Here is a 15941-nt window from a genome sequence, read left to right on the forward strand (position 1 = left end):
CTCCGGTGATGCGTTGCGAGCAGCGTGAGCGGCTGGCTCAGGCGGCCTTCTTCGACGCAGAAGCGCCTTCCAGGACGCCCAGAATGTCGGACTCCTTCATGATGAGGTAGTCGACGCCGTCGAGCTTGACCTCGGTGCCCGACCACTTGCCGAACAGCACCCGGTCGCCGGCCGCCACATCGAGCGGCACCAGCTTGCCGGCCTCGTCGCGGGCGCCAGGGCCAACAGCGACGACTTCGCCCTGCGAGGGCTTTTCCTTGGCAGTGTCGGGAATGATGATGCCGCCCGCGGTCTTCTCTTCCGCATCAATGCGCTTGACCACGACCCGGTCATGCAGGGGACGGAACTTCATCGGCTCTCTCCAATCGTGAACGATCGTTTGATCCTGCACCACGCCCGCCCAACCGGATGGCCTGGGGGTATCTCGCGGTGCCGTGCGACATCTAGGCGCCGGGGAATGGGGGCGCAAGGTGCGGGCGGCAAAAAACTGGCAGTCACGATGAGAGAGTGCCAACGCGCCACCCTCCTTCCTGTCAGCACTCTGTCGTATATGCTGCTAGTGCATTGATATTGAACATTTATTGTCAATTTTAGCCTTGCCGCGTGCCGGCGGCGGCTGCACACTCCTTTCAGTCACGAAAGGAGGTTCCGCATGACCGATCATGGGGTGTCGTCGCGTGGTGGGCCGTCGCTTCAGGCGACGGGGGAGGGCGCGGGTACCGGCGGGCGCGTGTCGCCGGATTTCCGCCGGCAGTTGGAGGGCTATGGCCTCACCACGGCCCAGATCCTCTACCGGATGCCCGATCATCCGGGAATTCTGCAGACCTTTCTCTGGCAGCATTACGATCTCTGCCCGCATTTCCCGGAGCTGAACCGCTTCCTCGCCTTCTGGAAGCGCGAGCTGGAAGGCCCGCTGCATTCGGTGCTTGTGGCGCATTCCCGGCTGATCGGCCCGGCCGAGCTGCGGCGGGTGGACGGGGAGTTCCGGCTGAACTGAGACGCATGGTCCGCCGCTTCTTTTGAGCGACCTGCCCTCTTCTTGCCGCGCGCGACGTGCTATGAGCGCGGGAACGGGGGCCGGTCCGGCGTCCGAGGAAAGTCAGGCAGCTGGTCACGCTGGTGGATCATCGTTCTCCGCGCACGTCGGAATTGCTCTCGGCGATCGTCACCGCCCATTCGGCGGAACGCATCGGCGTGGGCGAAATCGTGCACGCGCTGCGCAACCGCGCCTTCGGCCTGTCCATCCTGCTGCTCGGCCTGCCGAACTGCCTGCCGATGCCGCCCGGCCTGCCGGTCATCTGCGGCATTCTGCTCTGCCTTGTCGGCGGACAGATGGTGGTGGGGCGCGATGAATTGTGGCTGCCGCGCTGGCTGGCCAACCGCACCATCTCGCGCGGGCTGCTGGAGAAGATCGTCAACGGATCGCTGAAGCTGATCTGCCGCTTCGAGGGCTATTCCCGCCCGCGGCTGCCCTATTTCTCCTCGCCCTCGGCGCGCTTCGTGCTGGGCGGGCTGGTGGTGGTGCTGGGGCTGCTGCTGCTGCTGCCGATCCCGATCTTCGGCAATCTGCCCCCCGGCATCGCGGTGGTGATTCTTGGCCTCGGCCTGGTCGAGCGCGACGGCGTGTTCATCCTCGCCGGCGTGGTGGCGACGCTGGTCAGCTTCGGCGTGATGGGCCTGCTCAGCTGGCTGCTGTTCCAAGGCGCGCTGGCGGTGTTCTGAAACCGCCTGAAGAACAAGGCGCTGCAAGCTCTTAGCCGATACTGGACAGACCGCGTCGCCTGCACCTATTCCTTAACGGAATGGGGTGGGGAGAGTTGCCATGGCGCGAAGCGGACGGTCTTGGCTGGCCGGTATTGGCCTTTGTGTGGCCGGCATGGGGTCAGCTCTGGCCGCCGACATTCCCTCGCTTGGGCTGCCCGACCCGCTGCTGCTGGCGACGCCCGGCGAGGAGATCCTTCTCAGGGCCGGCGTCGGCTACGCGTGGATCACCGCCAACGAATATGTCTATGAGGACGGCAACCGGATCAGCCGGCTGATCTGGGAGAGCCAGGTGCCGGTTGTCACCGCGGCGCTGAAGGCCGAGCTGTGGGAGAACGTGGTGTTCTCGGCCAATGGCAAGCTCGGCTTTTCCGGCAGCAGCCATATGCGCGACTTCGATTGGGTCGGCCCCTATTTTCGCAGCTATGCGGCCCAGGACTGGACCCACTACTCCACCCACCCCTCCACTTCGCTCGACCATTATGTCGATATCGACGCGGCGCTGGGGCGGCGGTTCACCCTGGGCGAGGGGAGGTTGCTCACCCTGCAGGCCGGGTTCAAATACACCGACATCAAATGGACCGCGAATGACGGCCCTTATCTCTACAGCCGCAACGGCTTCCGCGACTCCGCCAAGCTAGACGCCACCGGGCTGCCGGCGATCGCCTATCAGCAGCGCTACGCCGGGCTGTTCCTCGGCGCCGAGACCGAAATGCGGCATGAGGCGTGGACGCTGACCGGGCAGGTCAAGGGCGGCCTGACCATCTCCGCCAATGACACCGACCACCACTATTTCCGCAATCTGCGCTTCGAGGACGATATCGGCGCCGTGCCCTTCCTCACAGTTGGCGCGCGCGCGGACTATGCGCTCAGTACCTCCGCCGGCTTTTATCTCGGCGTCGAGCTCGACACTTATTTCCGCGGTACGGGCGACACGTCCACATATGACAACACCACCGGCGGACGGCTCGACTATTACAAGGACGGCGCGGGGATGGATTTTCAGTCCACGTCCGTGACCGCCGGGTTCCGGCTGGCGTTCTGAGCCCCTTGTCACCCGCGCCCGATGAACGGCGCGCTGCTGGCCATGATGGTCATGGTGAGGATGTTGGCGTCGAGCGGCAGGCTGGCCATGTGGGCCACCGCGCGTCCGGCATGGACGGGGTCGAAGGTCGGCTCGACCATGATCTGGCCATTGGGCTGCAGGATGCCGGTCTTCATCTTCGCCGCCATATCGGTGTCGGCATTGCCGATGTCGATCTGCCCGCAGGCGATGTTGTGGGCGCGCCCTTCCAGCGCCACCTGCTTGGTCAGGCCGGTGACGGCATGCTTGGTCGCGGTATAGGGCCCGGTCAGCGGGCGCGGCGCATGGGCCGAGATCGAGCCATTGTTGATGATGCGCCCGCCCTTGGGGTCCTGCGCCTTCATCAGCCGCATGGCGTGCTGGATGCACAGGAACACGCCGGTGAGGTTCACATTCACCACATGCTGCCAATCGGCCAGCGGGATGTCCTCGATCGGCGTCGCCGGCGACCAGCCGCCGGCATTGTTGAACAGCACATCGAGCCGGCCGAAGCGCTGCTGCACCGCCGCGAACAGCGCCGCCACGGAGGCGGGGTCGGCGACATCGGCGGTGATCGCGTGGCCTTGGCCCCCCATGGCGGCGGCGACCGCTTCCAGCGGTTCGGTCCGGCGCCCGGTGAGCACCACGGTGAAGCCGGCCTCATGGAGGGCGAGCGCGGCGGCCTTGCCGATGCCGGTGCCGGCGCCGGTGACGAGGGCGATGCGGGGGGCGTTCATGCTGTTTTCTCCCTGCGGGCGCGCCGTTGGCCGACGCTTAGGCGTGTGTGCTGATATCCCGTCGCGGACGGAGGCTTGATTGTGTCACGGTATCGGGCGCGACAAGGAACCCAAAAGCAATTTCGGCGTTATCAAGGCGAACCCCACGTCTTGCAAACCGGAGGGCAAATCATGCCTATTCTTTTGTGGCTTATCGGTATCCCGATTCCGATCATTCTTCTGATCTGGCTCCTCACCTGACGGGTGAAGACGCCTCTAACCTGCCGTTAAACGCAGGTTTACAAAATGGGTCGCCCGTATAAGCCTGCGGGCGGCCCATTTTGCTGTCGAATGCGCTCTCAGCGCCCATAGGGCGGGCGCGGGATCGAGGTATGGGCCGCCCGCAGCGCCGCCGACCAGCGCTCGCGCAGATCGTGGAAATAGGGCTCGCCCGGCTCGATGCGGTAGTTCAGCTCGGCCTGTCCGCCATCGCGGCGCGCCACCAGAATGTCGATCGGCATGCCGACGCCGAGATTCGAGCGCATGGTCGAATCCATCGAGATCAGGCCGGATTTCAGCCCGTCATAGAGATCGGTGTCGAAGGTGATGGAGCGGTCCAGCACCGGCTTGCCGTATTTGTGCTCGCCGATCTGCAAAAACGGCGTGTCGCTGGTGCATTCGATGAAATTGCCGGCGGCATAGATCATGAACAGCCGCATGCGCCCGCCATTCACCTGCCCGCCGAACAGGAAGGAGACGTCGAAGCGCAGATCGGCTTCCTTCAGCGCCGCGCCGTAGAGATCATAGACATGGCGCACCGCCCGCCCGACCAGCTGGGTGGCGCGGAACATGCTGCTGCAGGTCGACAGCGTCTCCTTGGCGCCAGTCTCCGGGTTCTCCAGCCCCTCCTGCAGCGTGCTGATCACCGCCTGCGAGATCGACAGATTGCCGGCGGTGGACAGCGCCAGCACATGGCGGCCCGGCTCCTCGAAGACATGGAGCTTGCGGAAGGTCGAGACGTTGTCGAGGCCGGCATTGGTCCTCGTATCGGCGATCATGACGAGGCCGTCACGCACCAGAATGCCGCAACAATAAGTCATGAAAGGCACTTCCCCCATCCGCGCCGGCGCCAGAAGGCGCCGCCCCGCGCCCTTATACCGGGCCGCTTTCCTGCGGGGCAACCTCAGCGATGCACGTTTGGCCGCGATCTGTCCGTGGAGCCTCAGCCCTGAACCTGGCGGCTGGACTGGTCGACCTTGAGAGCGACGGTGAGGTTTTCATCGCCGCCGCCATAGCGATTGCCCCGCACCGGGGCCGCGCCGAGATAGTCGAGCCCGACGGCGAGCCGCACATAGGCATCGGTCGGGCACTGGCCCTGCGCGGCATCGAAGCCGATCCAGCCCAGCCCCTCGACATAGGCTTCCGACCACGCATGCCCGGCCTGATGGCCGGCGCGCTGCTCGGCCTCGGCGCCATCGCCGACGAGATAGCCGCTCACATAGCGCGCCGGCACGCCGATGTGGCGGGCGCAGGTGGTGAAGATATGCGCAAAATCCTGGCACACGCCCCGCTTCGCCTTGAAGGCGGCGGCGGCGGTGGTGGAGACATGGGTCGGGTCGGCATCGAACTCCATCGCCGCGGTGATCGCGTCCATCAGCGCGTGCAGGCGGGCGATGCGGTCGCCCTCGCCGCCGCTGGAGGCCTGCGCGAAGGCGATCAGCTCGGCATCGGCGGTGGTGAGGTCCGAGTTTCGCAGGAAGAAGGTCGGCGGAAAGCGCTCGTTTATGCCGCGAATGACACCGGCGGTGTCCTGCGTCTCGACCTCGCCCTCCACCAGCACGCGCAGTTCCTTGATCGGGCCATCAAGCGCGAAAGTGTGGGTCAGATTGCCGAAGGCGTCCTGGTGGGCGCGCAGCTGGCAGCCTTCCGAGACGTCGATGCGCCAGGAGACGACATACTGGCCATCATGGTTGCGCGGCGTCAGGCGCAGGGTCTGGATCGCGCCATTGGCCGGCGGATCATAGGTGTAGATGGTCGCGTGGTTGACATGGATACGCATGACGCAGGCCGGTTCAGAGCAGGTATTGCTCGTTGACGATGGAGCCGAGGCGGTTGTTCTCGGTCACGAAGGTGTCGATGTATTCGTGAAGTCCGGTCTGGAAAATGTCCTCCATGCGGCTGTTGCCGAGCCGGGTCAGGGTCGAGCGCGCCAGCCTCTGCGAGCCGCCCTGGCGGCCGTAATAGGCGGCGATGTCGTCGAGATAGCGCGTTATGTTCTGGTAGCAACTGGTGAGCGAGCGCGGCATCTGCGCGTTGAGGATGAGCAGGTCCGCCACCAGCCACGGCTTCACGCTTTCGCGGTAAACCCAGTGGAACGAGGTCAGCGCCGAGACCGAGCGCAGGATCGAGGCCCACTGGAAGTAGTCGAGCGGGCCGCCAATGTGCTCGGAATCCGGCAGCAGAACATGGTACTTCACGTCGAGGATGCGGGCGGTGTTGTCGGCGCGCTCGACATACATGCCCACGCGCGAGAACCAGAACGCGTCGTTGCGCAGCATGGTGCGGTAGGCGGCGCCGTCGAAGCGCAGCGAGGTTTCCTTGACGAAGGACATGAAGCGCGCCAGCTCCTCGCGCGTCATGTTCTTGGTGGAATAGCGCTTCAGCTCCAGCCAGGAGGAGTTGATCGTTTCCCACATCTCCATGGTCAGCGCGGTGCGGACCGAGCGGGCATTGGTCCGGGCGATCTCGAAGCAGTTGCGGATCGAGGACGGGTTTTCCGGCGAGAAGGCCAGAAAGGTGATGACGTTCTGCTCGCTGATGTCGTCGCCATACACCGCCTTGAACTGCTCGGCGCAGCCGGCGGTGAGCAGGGCGGAGCGCCACTCATTGGTGGAGCCGCCATAGGCCGCCGGCAACTGGGCGAGACGCTGCGTCACATCGAGGATGCGGGCGAGGCAGTCCGCCCGCTCCATGTAGCGGGACAGCCAGTAGAGATTGTCGGCAGTACGAGAAAGCATGGGACCCGCGTTCTATTTGGCGTTGCGCCAGGCGAGCGTGGCGACGCCCGCCGCGATCAGCAGCGAACCGCCGACCCGGTTGATGATAGCGACCATGCGCGTGTTCTGCACCGCCCCGCGCAGGCGGCCGGCGAGCAGCGCGTAGCCGAACGCATTGGCGGCGGCGAGGACAAGGAACGTCGCCTCGAAGATCGCAAGCTGGGTGAGGAAGTCCCGGCCCGGATCGAGGAATTGCGGCAGGAACGCCACGAAGAAGGTGATGCTCTTCGGGTTCAGCGCCGTGACCACCCAGGCATGCGCGATCATGGCCCAGGCCGAGCCCGCCGGGCGGGCCTCGCCGAAGCTCGCCTGTCCACCGGCCCGCCAGAGCTTGATGCCGAGCCAGATGAGATAGGCGGCGCCGACCCATTTCAGCGCGGTGAACAGCGTCGCCGAGGTGGCGAGCAGGGCGCCGAGGCCGAGCATGGACAGCGTCATGGCGGTGAAGTCGCCCAGCGCCACGCCGAGCGCGACCGGAAACGCCACCTTGCGCCCCTGGCCGAGCGCATAGGAGACGACGAGCAGAATGGTCGGGCCGGGGATCACCAGCAGGACCGCCGAGGCGGCGACGAAGGCCAGCCATGTTTCAATCGACATCTGTCTATGCGCTCCCACCCCGCGTCATCCCGGCCGCAGCGAAGCGAAGAGCCGGGATCGCTCACCAAGTCCGAAGACGATCCCGGATCGGCCTGCGGCCGTCCGGGATGACGATCCGATCGCAGGTCCCTCAGTTCTCCTCCAGCACCCAGGTGTCCTTGGTCCCGCCGCCCTGGCTGGAATTGACCACCAGCGAGCCAGCCTCCAGCGCCACGCGGGTCAGCCCGCCCGGCACGATGCGCACCTTGTCGGCGCCGGTCAGCACGAAGGGGCGCAGATCGACATGGCGCGGGGCGATGCCTTCCTCGACGAAGGTCGGGCAGGTCGACAGCGCCAGCGTCGGCTGGGCGATGAAATTGTTCGGGTCCTGCTTCAGCTTGGCGCGGAACAGCTCGATCTGCGCCTTGTCGGCGCGGGGGCCGATCAGCATGCCGTAGCCGCCGGAGCCGTGCACTTCCTTCACCACCAGCTCGTTCAGATGGTCGAGCACATATTTCAGGTGGTCCGGCTCGCGGCAGCGCCAGGTCGGCACGTTCTTCAGCAGCGGCTCCTCGCCGAGATAGAAGCGGATGATGTCAGGCATGTAGCTGTAGACCGCCTTGTCGTCGGCGACGCCGGTGCCGACCGCATTGGTCAGCGTGACGTTGCCGGCATTATAGGCGCTCATCAGCCCCGGCACGCCGAGCGCGCTGTCGGGCCGGAAGGTCAGCGGGTCGATGAAATCGTCGTCGAGCCGGCGGTAGATCACATCGACCCGGCGCGGCCCCTCGGTGGTGCGCATGTAGACAATGTCGTTGCGCACGAACAGGTCGCGGCCTTCCACCAGCTCAACGCCCAGCTTGTCGGCGAGGAAGGAGTGTTCGTAATAGGCCGAATTATAGATGCCCGGCGTCAGCACCACGACCGCCGGGTCGCTGTTGGAGGTGCCCGGCGCCAGCGATTTCAGCGTCGCCAGCAATTCGTCGGTGTAGTTCTCCACCGGGGCGACGCGGTTCTCGGCGAACAGCTCCGGGAAGAGCCGCATCATGATCTCGCGGTTCTCCAGCATATAGGAGACGCCGGAAGGGGTGCGGGCATTGTCCTCCAGCACATAGAACGTGTCGGCGTCGACGCGCACCACGTCGATGCCGGCAATGTGCACATAGAGGTCGTGCGGCACCTTCTGGCCGTTCATTTCAGGCCGGAAGGCGGGGTTCTGATAGACGAGATCCTCCGGCACAATGCCGGCCTTGAGGATCTCGCGCCGGGAATAGATGTCCTTGAGGTACAGGTTCAGCGCCTTGGTGCGCTGCTCCAGCCCCAGCGACAGCCGGCGCCATTCGGTGCCGGTAAGGATGCGCGGGATGATGTCGAAGGGGATCAGGCGCTCCTGGGCATCGCTCTCGCCATAGACGGCGAAGGTGATGCCGATGCGCCGGAATATGAACTCGGCCTCCCGCCGGCGGTAGTCCAGCACGTCGGGCGGCACATTGCTCAACCAGCGGGAGAGCGCGGCGTAAGCGGGCCGGATCGAACCGTCCGCATTGGTCATTTCGTCGAAGGCGACGCTCATTGCTGCAAATCTACTCCCCAACTCAGCCAAGTTAGCTACAAAGCTCGTGCCAGAGGAAGGGGAGGAACCCTTCCCGAGGCGATAATTGCGGGATTGCGCACCGATTGCCTGTTTTCAGGGCATGGTGCCCTCACCTGCGGCGACAAGTGCGGTGAATTGCGGCGGATGGCGGCGTCGTCATCCCGGTGTGGGGGAGAATCGAATGGCGGATGCGGCAGTTTCGGTGACGGCGGCGGTGCTGGTCATTGGCGACGAGATACTTTCCGGCCGCACCAAGGACCGGAACATCGGCTATATCGCCGAATATCTCACCGCCATCGGTGTCGATGTGCGCGAGGTGCGGGTGGTGCCTGATATCGAGGACGAGATCGTCGGCGCGGTGAACGCGCTGCGCGCCCGCTACACCTATGTCTTCACGACAGGCGGCATCGGCCCCACCCATGACGACATCACCGCGGATTCGGTCGCGAAGGCTTTCGGGGTCGGCATCGATATCGACCCCCGCGCCCGCGCCATGCTGCTGGAATACATCAAGCCGGAAGACCTCAACGAGGCGCGCCTGCGCATGGCCCGCATCCCGCACGGCGCCGATCTGGTGGAAAACCCGGTCTCCAAGGCGCCCGGCTTCTGGATCGGCAATGTCATTGTCATGGCCGGGGTGCCCACCATCATGCAGGCCATGCTCGACCAGGTGGCGCCGAAGCTGCAGACCGGCGTTCGCATGCTCTCGCAGACCGTGCGGGCGGATGCGCGCGAGGGCGATGTCGGCGGGCCGCTCGGCGCCATCGCGAAGGCGAACCCTGAGGTGAGCATCGGCAGCTATCCCTTCATGGCAGAGGATGGGCGGCCGAACACCAATCTCGTGGTGCGCGGCCGCGATCCGGAAAAGCTGGCGGCGGCGGTGGCGGAGGTCGAGGCCATGGTCGCAGCGCTGGCGGCGCGGCCGTGAACCTGGCGGTCCGATTTTCCCGTGCGAAGCCGGGAATTTCCGGCCGGCAGCACTGGAGAAGGCGCGGCGCTGCCGCTAATGATCGCCGCTGACGTTTCCGCCAGCCCTGCCGGGATTTCGCCTGATGTCCGATGACCGCCAGAACAAGGCCTTTCCGGTCTCCTGGGATCAGTTCCACCGCGACGCGCGCGCCCTGGCGTGGCGTCTGGCCGGTGCCGGCCCGTTCGAGGGCATCGTCTGCATCACGCGAGGCGGGCTGGTGCCGGCGGCGATCGTGGCGCGCGAGCTGGGCCTGCGCATGATCGAGACGGTGTGCATCGCCAGCTATCACGACTACACCAAGCAGGGCGAGATGCAGGTGCTCAAGCCCATCGCCGAGGTGGTGACGTCGGTGGCGGGTGAGGGCGGACGTGGGCTGCTGGTGATCGACGATCTGGTCGATACCGGCAAGACGGCGCGGCTGGTGCGCGATATGCTGCCCTCGGCGCATTTCGCCACCGTCTACGCCAAGCCGCTCGGCCGGCCGCTGATCGACACCTTCATCACCGAGGTGAGCCAGGATACGTGGATTTATTTCCCGTGGGACATGGGGCTGAGCTTCCAGCCGCCAATCCGCGACGGGGTAGCGTGAGGACAGGACATGCCCGGCAGCAGCACTGAAAATCCGGAAGACGAGAACGACGAAGGCTATGATGCCGCCTTCGACCAGCACCGCGCGGCGCTCTACGACATGCTCATGGAATATGCCGACGATCACGATCTGAGCGACGGCTTCATGGCTGTTCTGGCCTCGGATATCGGCCTGTCCCTGCGCATGGTCGCCTATGCGGCCGAAACCGAGAAGCCCTCGGTCGGCGGGCTGCGGCTCGATCTCGACCGCTACGCCCGCGAGCTCGGCGACAGCGTGCGCGACGCCAAGAAATACGCCGCCGAGTTCATCGCCGAAGCCAAGGCCGCGCAGGAAGCGGACGATGCCGAGGACGAAGAGGACGAGGACGAGGACGATACCGGGCCGGAAGAGGATGGCTCGGACCGGACGGATCCGGACGGCGATCCGAAAAGCCGGCCGTCCTGAGGCGAGGGGGCCGGCGGGCGTCTCGCCTTTCGGCTTCCCCTGCGCTATGCCCGAGCTGCGGCAAATCGCGCCGCTTAGGGAACCTTACCGATGACCCCCGCGATCATTTCCGGCATTCTTCTCTCGCCGATCACGGCCTTCGTCGCGCGTCTCCTGCTTGTGTTCATGTTCCTCGGCAGCGCCATAGCCAAGATCACCGACTTCGCCGGCGCTGAGGCCGAGATGGCCCATTTCGGCCTCAACCCGCCATGGCTTTTCGCGGTGGCGACCATCCTTGCCCAACTTGTCGGCGGGCTGCTGATCCTGCTGAACCGGGTCACCTGGCTCGGTGCCGGCGTGCTCGGCATCTTCACGGTGCTGACCATCCCGATCGCGCACCATTTCTGGACCATGGAAGGTCCGATGGCGCAGATCGAATTCTATTTCGCAGTCGAGCATCTCGCGGTGCTCGGCGGCATGCTGCTGGTCGCCATACTGGCCGAGCGCACGCGCGCGGCCTGACGGCGGAAAGTGTAACGGGAGCCTTCATGAAGACCGCGCTGCGCACGATCGATCCCACCAGCGACGCGGCCATTGCCGCTTCCGTGACGCCGCGTCCCATTGAGGAGATCGGCGACCGGCTCGGCGTGCCGGCCGCCGCGCTCTACCGCTACGGCCCCGACAAGGCGAAGATCGCGCTCGACTTCGCCCGAGGCGCCGAGGCGCGGGCGGATGGCAAGCTCATCCTCGTCACCGCCATCAACCCGACCCCGGCGGGCGAGGGCAAGACCACCACCACCATCGGCCTTGGCGACGCGCTGGCCCGCGCCGGCAAGCGCGTCGCCATCGCGCTGCGCGAGCCGAGCCTCGGCCCGGTCTTCGGCTCCAAGGGCGGGGCGACCGGCGGCGGCCATGCGCAGATCGTGCCGATGCAGGACATCAACCTGCATTTCACCGGCGATTTCCACGCCATAAGCGCCGCGCATAATCTGCTGGCAGCGGCCATCGACAACCACATTTACTGGGGCAATGCCCTCGACATCGACACCCGCCGCATCAACTGGCGGCGCGTGGTCGACCTCAACGACCGCGCGCTGCGCAGCGTCGTGGTCGGCCTCGGCGGGCCGGGCAACGGGTTTTCCCGCGAAGACGGGTTCGACATCACGGTCGCCAGCGAGGTGATGGCGATCTTCTGCCTCGCCCGCTCGCTGGAGGATCTGGAGGAACGGCTCGGCCGCATGGTGGTGGCGCAGAACCGCGCCCGCCAGCCGATCACCGCCGGCCAGCTCAAGGTGACGGGGGCGATGACCGCGCTGCTGCGCGATGCCTTCCAGCCGAACCTCGTGCAGACGCTGGAAGCGACCCCGGCGGTTGTGCATGGCGGCCCCTTCGCCAACATCGCCCATGGCTGCAATTCGGTGATGGCGACGCGCACCGCGCTCGGCCTCGCCGATTATGTCGTCACCGAAGCCGGCTTCGGCGCCGATCTCGGGGCGGAGAAGTTCCTCGACATCAAGTGCCGGCAGGCGGGCCTCACCCCCTCCGTCGTCGTCATCGTCGCCACGGTGCGGGCGCTGAAGATGCATGGCGGCGTGGCGCAGAAGGACCTCGGGCCGGAGAATGTCGCTGCCGTTTCCGCCGGCACCTCCAATCTCGTGCGCCACATCGAGAACATGAAGGCGTTCGGCCTGCCCGCCGTGGTGGCGATCAACCGCTTCACCAGCGACACGCCGGCCGAGATCGAGGCGATCAAGGCCGCCTGCGCGGCGGTGGGCGCCAGCGTGCATCTGTGCTCGCACTGGGCCGAGGGGTCGGCCGGGGCGATCGGCCTCGCCGAGGAAGTGGTGACGCTCGCCGCCGGCCCGTCGAGCTTCCACCCGCTGTATGAGAGTGCCCTGCCGCTGGTGCAGAAGATCGAGGCCATTGCCACCCGCATCTACCGCGCCGGCTCGGTGGCGATCGAGCCGGGGGCGCTGAAGAAGCTCGCCGAGTTCGAGGCGCAGGGCTATGGCGATCTTCCCATCTGCATGGCCAAGACGCAGTACAGCTTCTCCGCCGACCCCACCCGGCGCGGCGCGCCGGAAGGCTTCGTGCTGCCGGTGCGCGATGTGCGCCTCTCCGCCGGCGCCGGCTTCGTGGTGGCGCTGTGCGGCGATGTGATGACCATGCCGGGCCTGCCCTCGCGCCCGGCGGCGGAAGACATCTTCGTCGACGCCACCGGCTTCATCGGCGGGGTGTTCTAAGATCGCCCCCGAACGCGGCGGATCGCCACCGCTGAAAGCCTTGCGGGCGTGGCGAAACTGGTAGACGCAACGGACTTAAAATCCGTTTCTCTCTGAGAGTGCCGGTTCGAGCCCGGCCGCCCGCACCATCGTCTTGCTCCCGCGCCCCGACGGCCGGGACGCACGCGCCGTCCCGTTCCCCGGTGGCCGTCCGGCGCCGGACGGCCACCCTTCGTCCGGCTCCCGCCGGTTCAGTCGACCAGTTCGATCTTGTGCTCGTAATGGCCGGCATCGCGGCGCGTGGTGGTCATCTGCCCGCGCTTGCCGATGAAGCGGCCGGTGCCGCCGACGATGGCGCGCACCTGCGGGGCATCGACGACCATCTCGCCGGCGCCCACGGCGTAGACCGAGCGTCCGGCAATCACCAGCGTATCGGTGCCGCCGAAATCCAGCACGATGTCGGCGAGGCGGTCGAAGAACTTGTCCTTGTCACCGTCGGGCACGTCCACCGTGGTGATGAGGCCGCTCATCGTGCCCTTCTTGCCGTCCGGGGTGGTGAAGCCGGCCTCGAAGGCCAGCATGTCGCCATGCGAGGCGCCCGCCTTGCCGAGGTCGATATGGACCAGTTCCGGCTTGTCCTGGATGACGGCGAAGGTCTCGCCGGCCTGTGCGGCGGCGGTGGTGAGCAGCAGGGCGGAGAGAAGGCCCGCCAGCGGAGAGAGACTGTTCATATGGCGCGTCCTTAGGGGCGCAGGTGCCCGTCCGGGAGCACGATAGCTCCGCCACTCGCGCTACCAATCGCGCGGGGAGGCCGCAAAGTCTATTTTTGACCGCATTTCCCCGGCGGGTACACTGGCCTGGCGGCGGCGTGTTTTTCGTGTTGAACCGGGACGGAACTTTAGGGCAAGCTAACTGCAACCTTGACGGCCCCCTTGGTGGGCAAATGCAATTTAAGGGTGTTATTATGCGTCGTCGCGACTTTCTGGCCGGGGCCGGCGTCATCGGGCTCGGCCTTCCGCTCATCGCCCGTGCCGCCTTCGCGCAGACTCCCGCCTCCGCGGCCGCGCCCGCCGACCAGAAGGTGGCGCGGCTGGCGATCTATCCCCCGCTCGGCATCTGCCGCGTCGGCAGCAGCGCGGAATTCTTCTACGCGCCAGAGGTTCCCGGCCTGCCGGCCCTGGCCGATGGCGCCTACAAGGACGGGCGCGACAAGCTGAAGAAGCAGGCGCAGCGCTTCCGCGTCTATGCCTTCAACGCCGCCGGCGAGGTGCTGCGGGAAGTAACCGCCCATGAGGCGACCATCGAATGGTCGGTGCATGTGGCCAACACCAAGGGCGCCTGGTACGGCTTCAACAACCCGCTCGACAATGGCGAGCTGGCGCCGGGCTTGCCGGGAGGGCCGCGCAACCAGGCGATCACCGATTGGGCGCAGCGCGCGAAGATGCTGGTCATCGACCCCGGCCCGCAGGCCATTTCCGGTCGCGGCCTGAATCTCGCCGGCGACGACCCGGCCCATGCGATGGTGGGCGAGTTCTGGGGCCGCGAGCGGGTGCGGCTCGCCTCGCTCGGCACTGATACGCAGGGCCGACTGGTGGTGTTCCCCGGCGACGGGGTGGCGAAATCGGCCATTCCGAACAACCCGATCACCAATTTCTCCGACAATGATGGCTGGTGCGACGATTGGTGCGACGGCCCGGTGGAGGCGCGCGTCACCTTCGCCGATGGCCGCATGCTGGAGGCAGAAAACGCCTGGGTCGCCAGCTGCGGCCCGGATTTCGCGCCGGAAATCCCGCCCTTCGTCTCGCTCTATGACGTGATGCGCGATGTCGCGTTCGATGCCGGCTGGCTGCCGGAGACGACGGCACCCTATTCCTTCCGGCGCGACATCTACCCCTTCTTCCGCGCGCTGGCGCTGATGCAGTGGGTCGCCGCCGCCGGGGCGATGGCCGGGCAATATGTCGAGGTCGGCGATTTCAGCGATCCCGCCTATATGCGCCGCCTCGCCGATCCCTCGCCGGAACAGGCGGCGCTGCGCGCCTCGGTATTCGCTGCCTTCCGCGACCCGGAAAAAGACGTGTCGGTCGAGCCGGAACAGCAGTTCAAGCTGCCCTACATGCTTGGCGACGGGGTCAACTATGCCGGCTCGCCGCTGCGCTGGTTCCGCATTCCCGCGCGCCAATATGCCCTGCTCAAGGCGTGGGCGGAGGGCAATTTTGTTGCCGATCTCGACCCGGACGCGCCTGAGCCGGTGATCGGCTTCGAGCAGATTCCGCTGGCGCAGCAGCCCGAGGCGCTCACCCGCGCCGCGCTCGCCCCGTGCTCGGGCGGCGCCTTCCATCCCGGGGTGGAACTGACATGGGTGCTGCGGCACAAGGAGCTGTTTCGCGGGCCGTTCCGCATCGCCCGGTCGGACAAGCGCGATCCCCGCCTGATCCAGAATCTCGGCCTGCTGCTGACGCCGGAAAAGGCCTTTGCCGGCTATGGCGATACCCCGCCCGCCGTGGCACCGCAAATGCCGGGCGATCTCACCCGCTGGATGGGCCTGCCCTGGCAGTGCGACGCCTTCAGCTGCCAGCAGGTGCAGTTCTCGCATGATTTCGTCAACGCCACCTGGTGGCCGGCGCTGCTGCCGATCGACGTGCTGCCGGAGATCAATTATCGCGGCGTGCTCAACAAGAACCTGCCGGCCGAGGAGCGGATCAAGATGTTCGGCGCCCGCGTGGCGTGGGCGCGCGGCGCCGCGGGCATCGGCTACCACGCCAATGCCAGCTACACCGACGGGCTCAACCGGATGATCTATTTGTGGGAGCGCATGGGCGTGGTGGTCAGCCGGCCCGGTCCCACCGATGAAGGGCGGCCAAAGGGCATACCCGAAACGCTTTTCGTCGAGATCGACCGTGGCTCGATGGACCTTATGCTGAACGGCGCGCCCGCTCCGGGCCCGTTCGCCCCCGACGATCTCTGACCGGGC

At 66.3% G+C, this 15941-nt stretch carries 17 protein-coding genes and 1 tRNA gene; 10 read left to right on the plus strand and 8 right to left on the minus strand.

The window, feature by feature from the left end; all coding sequences use genetic code 11:
• Positions 1–37: 37 nt before the first annotated feature.
• On the minus strand, positions 38–352 hold the full coding sequence (gene groES, locus J2S76_RS00115; protein WP_018391368.1) for a co-chaperone GroES: 315 nt from the start codon (positions 350–352) through the stop codon (positions 38–40).
• Between the two features lie 300 nt (positions 353–652).
• Between groES and J2S76_RS00120 the strand changes: the two genes are divergently transcribed.
• From J2S76_RS00120 to J2S76_RS00130, 3 genes are all read left to right on the plus strand, one after another.
• Positions 653–997, plus strand: coding sequence for an usg protein (locus tag J2S76_RS00120; RefSeq protein WP_307056379.1), 345 nt, complete (start codon positions 653–655; stop codon positions 995–997).
• Positions 998–1119: 122 nt separating this feature from the next.
• Complete coding sequence (locus J2S76_RS00125; protein ID WP_307056381.1) at positions 1120–1722, plus strand: exopolysaccharide biosynthesis protein; 603 nt, start codon at positions 1120–1122, stop codon at positions 1720–1722.
• A 154-nt stretch (positions 1723–1876) separates the two neighbouring features.
• Positions 1877–2806 (plus strand): omptin family outer membrane protease, encoded by a 930-nt coding sequence (locus J2S76_RS00130; RefSeq protein WP_307056383.1) that lies wholly within the window; start codon positions 1877–1879, stop codon positions 2804–2806.
• Positions 2807–2814: 8 nt separating this feature from the next.
• On the opposite strand, the gene J2S76_RS00135 is transcribed toward J2S76_RS00130, so the two are convergent.
• The 6 genes from J2S76_RS00135 to J2S76_RS00160 form a co-directional block, all read right to left on the minus strand.
• Positions 2815–3561, minus strand: a complete 747-nt coding sequence (locus tag J2S76_RS00135; protein WP_307056385.1) for an SDR family oxidoreductase — start codon at positions 3559–3561, stop codon at positions 2815–2817.
• Positions 3562–3899: 338 nt separating this feature from the next.
• Positions 3900–4640, minus strand: coding sequence for a proteasome-type protease (locus J2S76_RS00140; RefSeq protein ID WP_018391363.1), 741 nt, complete (start codon positions 4638–4640; stop codon positions 3900–3902).
• 122 nt (positions 4641–4762) lie between these two features.
• The gene (locus J2S76_RS00145; protein WP_307056388.1) at positions 4763–5599 is read right to left on the minus strand and encodes a transglutaminase family protein; all 837 of its coding nucleotides are present in this window, start codon (positions 5597–5599) and stop codon (positions 4763–4765) included.
• Between the two features lie 13 nt (positions 5600–5612).
• On the minus strand, positions 5613–6557 hold the full coding sequence (locus J2S76_RS00150; RefSeq protein WP_091436500.1) for an alpha-E domain-containing protein: 945 nt from the start codon (positions 6555–6557) through the stop codon (positions 5613–5615).
• Positions 6558–6569: 12 nt separating this feature from the next.
• Positions 6570–7193: a LysE family translocator gene (locus J2S76_RS00155; protein WP_307056391.1), complete on the minus strand. Its 624-nt coding sequence runs from the start codon at positions 7191–7193 to the stop codon at positions 6570–6572.
• Positions 7194–7323: 130 nt separating this feature from the next.
• On the minus strand, positions 7324–8745 hold the full coding sequence (locus J2S76_RS00160) for a circularly permuted type 2 ATP-grasp protein (RefSeq protein WP_307056392.1): 1422 nt from the start codon (positions 8743–8745) through the stop codon (positions 7324–7326).
• A gap of 202 nt (positions 8746–8947) precedes the next feature.
• Here J2S76_RS00160 and J2S76_RS00165 point away from each other — a divergent pair, with 202 nt between their 5' ends.
• The 6 genes from J2S76_RS00165 (at position 8948) to J2S76_RS00190 (ending at position 13119) form a co-directional block, all read left to right on the plus strand.
• Positions 8948–9694, plus strand: coding sequence for a competence/damage-inducible protein A (locus J2S76_RS00165; protein ID WP_307056394.1), 747 nt, complete (start codon positions 8948–8950; stop codon positions 9692–9694).
• A 124-nt stretch (positions 9695–9818) separates the two neighbouring features.
• Positions 9819–10325 carry a xanthine phosphoribosyltransferase gene (gene gpt / locus J2S76_RS00170; protein ID WP_307056396.1) on the plus strand — a complete coding sequence of 169 codons (507 nt, stop codon included), beginning with the start codon at positions 9819–9821 and terminating at the stop codon, positions 10323–10325.
• A gap of 9 nt (positions 10326–10334) precedes the next feature.
• On the plus strand, positions 10335–10769 hold the full coding sequence (locus J2S76_RS00175; RefSeq protein WP_307056398.1) for a hypothetical protein: 435 nt from the start codon (positions 10335–10337) through the stop codon (positions 10767–10769).
• 90 nt (positions 10770–10859) lie between these two features.
• On the plus strand, positions 10860–11270 hold the full coding sequence (locus J2S76_RS00180; RefSeq protein ID WP_307056400.1) for a DoxX family protein: 411 nt from the start codon (positions 10860–10862) through the stop codon (positions 11268–11270).
• A 26-nt stretch (positions 11271–11296) separates the two neighbouring features.
• Positions 11297–12991, plus strand: coding sequence for a formate--tetrahydrofolate ligase (locus J2S76_RS00185; protein WP_307056402.1), 1695 nt, complete (start codon positions 11297–11299; stop codon positions 12989–12991).
• A gap of 42 nt (positions 12992–13033) precedes the next feature.
• Positions 13034–13119: transfer RNA gene (locus tag J2S76_RS00190), tRNA-Leu, on the plus strand.
• Positions 13120–13221: 102 nt separating this feature from the next.
• On the opposite strand, the gene J2S76_RS00195 is transcribed toward J2S76_RS00190, so the two are convergent.
• Complete coding sequence (locus J2S76_RS00195; RefSeq protein WP_307056404.1) at positions 13222–13701, minus strand: hypothetical protein; 480 nt, start codon at positions 13699–13701, stop codon at positions 13222–13224.
• A gap of 233 nt (positions 13702–13934) precedes the next feature.
• Between J2S76_RS00195 and goxA the strand changes: the two genes are divergently transcribed.
• Positions 13935–15935, plus strand: a complete 2001-nt coding sequence (goxA, locus tag J2S76_RS00200; protein WP_307056406.1) for a CTQ-dependent glycine oxidase GoxA — start codon at positions 13935–13937, stop codon at positions 15933–15935.
• The last annotated feature ends 6 nt before the right edge of the window (positions 15936–15941 follow it).

Source organism: Ancylobacter vacuolatus (assembly GCF_030813595.1).
GTDB lineage: Bacteria > Pseudomonadota > Alphaproteobacteria > Rhizobiales > Xanthobacteraceae > Ancylobacter > Ancylobacter vacuolatus.

Coding starts and splice junctions, on each gene's coding strand:
- groES (WP_018391368.1), bottom strand. CDS start 352: ATGAAGTTCCGTCCCCTGCATGACCGGGTCGTGGTCAAGCGCATTGAT.
- goxA (WP_307056406.1), top strand. CDS start 13,935: ATGCGTCGTCGCGACTTTCTGGCCGGGGCCGGCGTCATCGGGCTCGGC.
- J2S76_RS00165 (WP_307056394.1), top strand. CDS start 8,948: ATGGCGGATGCGGCAGTTTCGGTGACGGCGGCGGTGCTGGTCATTGGC.
- J2S76_RS00135 (WP_307056385.1), bottom strand. CDS start 3,561: ATGAACGCCCCCCGCATCGCCCTCGTCACCGGCGCCGGCACCGGCATC.
- J2S76_RS00195 (WP_307056404.1), bottom strand. CDS start 13,701: ATGAACAGTCTCTCTCCGCTGGCGGGCCTTCTCTCCGCCCTGCTGCTC.
- J2S76_RS00180 (WP_307056400.1), top strand. CDS start 10,860: ATGACCCCCGCGATCATTTCCGGCATTCTTCTCTCGCCGATCACGGCC.
- J2S76_RS00185 (WP_307056402.1), top strand. CDS start 11,297: ATGAAGACCGCGCTGCGCACGATCGATCCCACCAGCGACGCGGCCATT.
- J2S76_RS00175 (WP_307056398.1), top strand. CDS start 10,335: ATGCCCGGCAGCAGCACTGAAAATCCGGAAGACGAGAACGACGAAGGC.
- J2S76_RS00160 (WP_307056392.1), bottom strand. CDS start 8,745: ATGAGCGTCGCCTTCGACGAAATGACCAATGCGGACGGTTCGATCCGG.
- J2S76_RS00145 (WP_307056388.1), bottom strand. CDS start 5,599: ATGCGTATCCATGTCAACCACGCGACCATCTACACCTATGATCCGCCG.
- J2S76_RS00120 (WP_307056379.1), top strand. CDS start 653: ATGACCGATCATGGGGTGTCGTCGCGTGGTGGGCCGTCGCTTCAGGCG.
- J2S76_RS00155 (WP_307056391.1), bottom strand. CDS start 7,193: ATGTCGATTGAAACATGGCTGGCCTTCGTCGCCGCCTCGGCGGTCCTG.
- J2S76_RS00140 (WP_018391363.1), bottom strand. CDS start 4,640: ATGACTTATTGTTGCGGCATTCTGGTGCGTGACGGCCTCGTCATGATC.
- gpt (WP_307056396.1), top strand. CDS start 9,819: ATGTCCGATGACCGCCAGAACAAGGCCTTTCCGGTCTCCTGGGATCAG.
- J2S76_RS00130 (WP_307056383.1), top strand. CDS start 1,877: ATGGGGTCAGCTCTGGCCGCCGACATTCCCTCGCTTGGGCTGCCCGAC.
- J2S76_RS00150 (WP_091436500.1), bottom strand. CDS start 6,557: ATGCTTTCTCGTACTGCCGACAATCTCTACTGGCTGTCCCGCTACATG.